Source organism: Promicromonospora sp. NPDC023987 (assembly GCF_040639055.1).
Taxonomy (GTDB): Bacteria; Actinomycetota; Actinomycetes; order Actinomycetales; family Cellulomonadaceae; genus Promicromonospora.
This window is the reverse complement of the sequence record NZ_JBEZZF010000136.1, coordinates 1-5,039: the sequence shown is the minus strand read 5'-3', so window position 1 is coordinate 5,039 and position 5,039 is coordinate 1. Positions and strand designations below refer to the sequence as shown.

Annotated in this window: 5 protein-coding genes; 4 read left to right on the top strand and 1 reads right to left on the bottom strand. The window is 70.3% G+C overall.

Annotation, left to right across the window (positions count from 1 at the left end; genetic code table 11):
* Positions 1-146 precede the first annotated feature (146 nt).
* Positions 147-1,559, bottom strand: coding sequence for a glycine--tRNA ligase (locus AB0F40_RS27200; RefSeq protein ID WP_357475396.1), 1,413 nt, complete (start codon positions 1,557-1,559; stop codon positions 147-149).
* Positions 1,560-1,707: 148 nt separating this feature from the next.
* Between AB0F40_RS27200 and AB0F40_RS27195 the strand changes: the two genes are divergently transcribed.
* The 4 genes from AB0F40_RS27195 to AB0F40_RS27180 are packed head-to-tail and all read left to right on the top strand — an operon-like array spanning position 1,708 to position 4,857.
* Complete coding sequence (locus AB0F40_RS27195) at positions 1,708-2,691, top strand: zinc ABC transporter substrate-binding protein (RefSeq protein WP_357475394.1); 984 nt, start codon at positions 1,708-1,710, stop codon at positions 2,689-2,691.
* 14 nt (positions 2,692-2,705) lie between these two features.
* A complete protein-coding gene (locus AB0F40_RS27190) occupies positions 2,706-3,524 on the top strand; it encodes a metal ABC transporter ATP-binding protein (protein WP_357475392.1) in 819 nt (272 codons plus the stop codon).
* Positions 3,521-4,456 (top strand): metal ABC transporter permease, encoded by a 936-nt coding sequence (locus AB0F40_RS27185; protein WP_357475390.1) that lies wholly within the window; start codon positions 3,521-3,523, stop codon positions 4,454-4,456. Before AB0F40_RS27190 ends, AB0F40_RS27185 begins: the two co-directional genes overlap by 4 nt.
* Entirely contained in the window at positions 4,456-4,857 is a 402-nt protein-coding gene (locus AB0F40_RS27180; RefSeq protein ID WP_357475388.1) for a Fur family transcriptional regulator, read from the top strand. Before AB0F40_RS27185 ends, AB0F40_RS27180 begins: the two co-directional genes overlap by 1 nt.
* Positions 4,858-5,039 lie beyond the last annotated feature (182 nt).

The following is a 5,039-nucleotide window of genomic DNA, read 5'->3' as shown; positions in this document are numbered from 1 at the left end:
ACGCCGGGCCGGTACGCGGCATGGAAGGTCTCCGCGGCGCCGTCCGGCAGCAGCGCCCACACCGCGGCCAGGTCGGTGGATGAGATCGGTCGGTTGATTGACCGATCTCATCCCAACAGACCGAACTCATCCAGGCGGTGGTGCGCTCAGGCCCCGACGAGGTGGCCCGCCAGGTAGCTGACCACCTTGTCCAGTGCCACGCGCTCCTGCTGCATGGAGTCGCGGTGCCGGATGGTGACTGCCTGGTCGTCGAGCGTGTCGAAGTCGACGGTGATGCAGAACGGCGTACCGATCTCGTCCTGTCGGCGGTAGCGCTTGCCGATCGCCTGCGTCACGTCGTAGTCGACGTTCCAGTACTTGCGCAGCTCGGCGGCAAGGGCCTCCGACGCAGGGAGCAGGTCCGCCGTCTTGGACAGCGGCAGCACCGCCGCCTTGACCGGGGCCAGCCGCGGGTCGAGGCGCAGCACCGTGCGCTTGTCCACGCCGCCCTTGGTGTTGGGGGCCTCATCCTCGGCGTACGCCTCGACGAGGAACGCCATGAGGGACCGGGTCAGGCCGGCGGCCGGCTCGATGACGTACGGGAAGTACTTCTCGTTGGTCACCGGGTCGCGGTACGACAGGTCCTTGCCCGAGCTCTCCGTGTGGGTCTTCAGGTCGAAGTCCGTACGGTTCGCGATGCCCTCGAGCTCGCCCCACTCGCTGCCCTGGAAGCCGAAGCGGTACTCGATGTCCACGGTGCGGGTCGAGTAGTGCGACAGCTTGTCCTTGGGGTGCTCGAAGTGGCGCAGGTTATCCGCCGAGATGCCGAGGTCCGTGTACCAGGCGGTGCGGTGGTCGATCCAGTACTGGTGCCACTCCTCGTCCTCGCCGGGCTTGACGAAGAACTCCATCTCCATCTGCTCGAACTCGCGCGTCCGGAAGATGAAGTTGCCGGGCGTGATCTCGTTGCGGAACGACTTGCCGATCTGGCCGATGCCGAACGGCGGCTTCTTGCGGGCCGTCGCCGCGACGTTGGCGAAGTTCACGAAGATGCCCTGCGCGGTCTCGGGACGCAGGTAGTTGAGGCCCGACTCGTCCTCGACGGGGCCGAGGTACGTCTTGAGCATCATGTTGAAGTCGCGCGGCTCGGTCCACTCGCCGCGCGTACCGCAGTTGACGCACACCAGGTCGGTCAGCGGCACGGAGTCCGGGTCGTCGATGCCCTTCTTCTCCGCGTGCGCCTCCTGCATCTGGTCCACGCGGTACCGCTTGTGGCACGAGAGGCACTCCGTGAGCGGGTCGGTGAACACACCGACGTGGCCGGAGGCGACCCACACCTGCCGGGGCAGGATGACGGACGAGTCGAGGCCGACGATGTCGTCCCGGCTCGTGACCGTCGAGCGCCACCACTGCCGCTTGATGTTCTCCTTGAGCTCCACGCCGAGGGGGCCGTAGTCCCACGCCGAACGCGTTCCGCCGTAGATCTCACCCGACGGGAAGACGAAACCTCGTCGCTTGGCGAGCGAGACGACGGCGTCGAGCTTGGCGGTCTGCGCAGAGCGCACTGACTTGTCGGACACGAGGGCTCTCTCCAGGGGAACAGACGGGAAACAATGTCTGCCAAGCCTACCGTTCGCTCTCGTCGGTCGAGCCTGTCGAGACTCGCGTGACCGACCTCTCCGCCCCGGCCTTTGACAACCGTTCTCAACAAGCGTGAGAATCGTTCTCATGACCTCGTCTCGCGCCACCGGCGCCACCCTGACCAGCCTCGCTCTCGCCGCCACGGTGACCCTCGCGGGCTGCTCCACGCCGGGGTCCGGCACCGCAGACGAGTCGGACGGCGTCACGGTGCTCGCGTCGTTCTACCCGCTCCAGTACGTGGCGCAGCAGATCGGCGGCGACCTGGTCACCGTCGACAATCTCACGCCCCCGGCCGCTGAGCCGCACGACCTCGAGCTCTCGCCGGCACAGGTCCGCGAGATCGGCACCGCGGACCTGGTCGTCTACCTGTCCGGCTTCCAGAACGCCGTCGACGAGGGCGTCGAGGCTCGCGCGCCCGAGCACGTGATCGACGCCGCTGGTCCCGCCGGGCTCGTGGAGCACGCGGAGGAGGAGCACGCGGGGGAGACCGAGGAGGAGCACGCGGAGCACGCCGACGAAGCGGGCGACGCCCACGACCACGGCGCGACCGACCCCCACTTCTGGCTGGACCCGAGCCGGCTCGCCGTCGTCGGGCAGGCCGTGGCGGACGAGCTGGCCGAGGTGGACCCTGAGCACGCGGAAGAGTACGCCGCCGGCGCCCTGCGCCTGGGGCAGCAGCTCGACGAGCTGGACCAGGAGTTCGCCGACGGGCTCGCCGCCTGTCAGGGCGCCACGCTCGTGACGAGCCATGCCGCCTTCGGCTACCTCGCCGACCGCTACGCGCTGGAGCAGGTGGGTATCTCCGAGCTCGACCCCGAGGTCGAGCCCTCCCCGGCGCGACTGCGCGAGATCGGCGACCTGGTGGAGGCGCGCGGCATCGAGACCCTGTACTCGGAGACCCTCGTGAGCCCCAAGGTCACCGAGACGCTCGCCTCGGATCTGGGCGTCAAGACCGCTGTGCTCGACCCGCTGGAGGGCCTGTCCGAGGACGCCACGGCCGCCGGCGACGACTACGTCTCCGTGATGCGGGCCAACCTGGCCGCGCTGGAGGAGGGGCTGGTCTGCGAATGACGGACACTAGGCAGGTGACCGAGCCGAGCGAACCCGTCATCGAGGCCAGCGGCCTGCACTTTCGTGCGGGCGCCAGCCACATCCTGCGCGGTGTCGACCTGACCGTGCGGCAGGGTGAGGTCGTCGCGCTCCTGGGTGCGAACGGCTCGGGCAAGTCCACCCTCGTCCGGGCGCTGGTCGGCATCAAGGCGCCGTCCGAGGGCACCGTCCGGCTGCTCGGCGAGCCGCTCGGGGCCGGCCGGCGGGGCGCCGGCGTCGACTGGAGCCGCGTCGGCTACGTCCCCCAGCGCGCGGGCGCCGGAGGCGGCATCCCGTCCACCGCGCAGGAGGTCGTCGCGTCCGGCCTGCTGCACGGCCGCCGCCTGCGGCTGCCGCGCGGCTGGCGCGACCAGGTGGAGAGGGCGCTCGAGCAGGTAGGCCTCGCAGACCGCGTGCGCGACCCGGTGCACCTCCTGTCGGGCGGGCAGCAGCAGCGCATCCTCATCGCGCGCGCCCTGGTCCGCGAGCCCGACCTCCTCGTGCTGGACGAGCCCGTCGCCGGTGTGGACGTCGCCAGCCAGGAGGCGTTCGCCGCCACCATGGAGCGGCTGGTCGGCGGCGGCCTCACCGTGCTCGTCGTGCTCCACGAGCTCGGCGAGCTCGAGCCGCTCGTCTCGCGCGCCGTCGTCCTGCGGCACGGCAAGGTCGTGCACGACGGCGCCCCGCCGCGGGCCCGCCAGGACCACGACCGGGTGGGGCATCACCACCAGCACCCGCACGCCGACGACAACGGCGGTCGGATGGCGCCGGACGTCGCCGAGACCCGGGCACTCGATCTGGAGGTGCGCCCATGATCATGCTCATGCTGACCGACCCGTTCATGCAGCGCGCCCTCATCGCCGCGCTCCTCGTAGGCGTGACCGCGCCCGTCGTCGGCACGTACCTGGTGCAGCGCAAGCTGTCCCTGCTCGGCGACGGCATCGGGCACGTCGCACTGACCGGCGTCGCCCTCGGCTGGCTCGTCGGCGCGGGCATGGGGCTCACGCCCAACGACGCCCTCGCCATCCCTGGCGCCGTCGTCGCCGCGGTGGTGGGCGCAGTCCTCATCGAGGTGGTCCGACGCCGCGGGCGTACCTCGGGCGACCTCGCGCTCGCGATCATGTTCTACGGCGGCATCGCCGGTGGTGTCCTCCTCATCGGGATCGCAGGCGGTTCTTCCGGGAACCTCATGCAGTACCTGTTCGGCTCCATCTCCACGGTGTCCGACGGCGACCTCTGGCTCACCGTCGTGCTCTCCCTCGTGGTGCTGGCCGTCGGTGTGGGTCTGCGGCACGCGCTGTTCTCGGTGAGCCACGACGAGGAGTTCGCCATCGCGTCGGGCCTGCCCGTCTGGGCGCTGAACATCATCGTCGCCGTCGTGTCGGCCCTCACCGTCACGGTCGCCATGCGCGTCGTCGGCCTGCTGCTGGTCAGCGCGCTCATGATCGTGCCGGTCGCCGTGGCGCAACAGGTCACGCACGCCTTCGGGCGCACCATGCTCACGGCGTGCGTCGTCGGCGTCGTGGTGTGCGTGACCGGCCTGAGCATCACCTACTGGTACAACGTCTCGCCCGGCGCGACTATCGTGGTCCTCGCCATCGGGGTGTACGCGGTCGTCTCCTTGGTGGCGCCGCTCCTGATCCGGCGGCGTCCCGCGCACGACCCGCATCCTGATCTGCCCGACGACGTCGACCTGCCGGCCGCCGCAACGGAACGTGCGGCGGCCGCTGCGAAGGAGTGCCGCTGATGGCCGCACGTATGACCCGCCAGCGGACAGCTGTCGTCGAGGCGCTCGACGAGCTCGCGGACTTCCGCTCGGCGCAGCAGCTGCACGAGACCCTGCGCGCCCGCGGAGAGTCCGTGGGCCTCGCGACCGTCTACCGGGCGCTGCAGGCGCTCGCGGAGGCGAGCGAGGTCGACGTCCTGCGCGCCGAGGACGGCGAGAGCCTGTACCGCCGCTGCGCGCGCCGCGAGCACCACCACCACCTGGTGTGCCGGCACTGCGGCCGGACGGTCGAGATCGACGGCCCCACGGTCGAGGCGTGGGCCTCGAAGGTCGCCGCCGCACAGGGCTTCGACGACATCGAGCACACGATCGAGCTCTGGGGCACCTGCGCGGACTGCCGCGCCTCCGCAGCGACGAAGTAGAACCCCGGCGAAGTAGAACTCCGGCGAGGTAGAACCGCAGCGCGAAGCTGTAGTTCTACCTCGCCAGGGTTCTACCTCGCCAGAGTTCTAGGTGGTCTCACGTGGTCGTTGCACCGGTTGCTTGTTGGGTCAACAGTAGGCGGTTGAGGGCTTCGGCTGGGTTGGCCCAGTCGAGGGTCTGG

Bases quoted from the DNA above. Each gene is read 5' to 3' on its own strand.
- AB0F40_RS27180 (WP_357475388.1), top strand. From the start codon at position 4,456: ATGGCCGCACGTATGACCCGCCAGCGGACAGCTGTCGTCGAGGCGCTC.
- AB0F40_RS27195 (WP_357475394.1), top strand. From the start codon at position 1,708: ATGACCTCGTCTCGCGCCACCGGCGCCACCCTGACCAGCCTCGCTCTC.
- AB0F40_RS27185 (WP_357475390.1), top strand. From the start codon at position 3,521: ATGATCATGCTCATGCTGACCGACCCGTTCATGCAGCGCGCCCTCATC.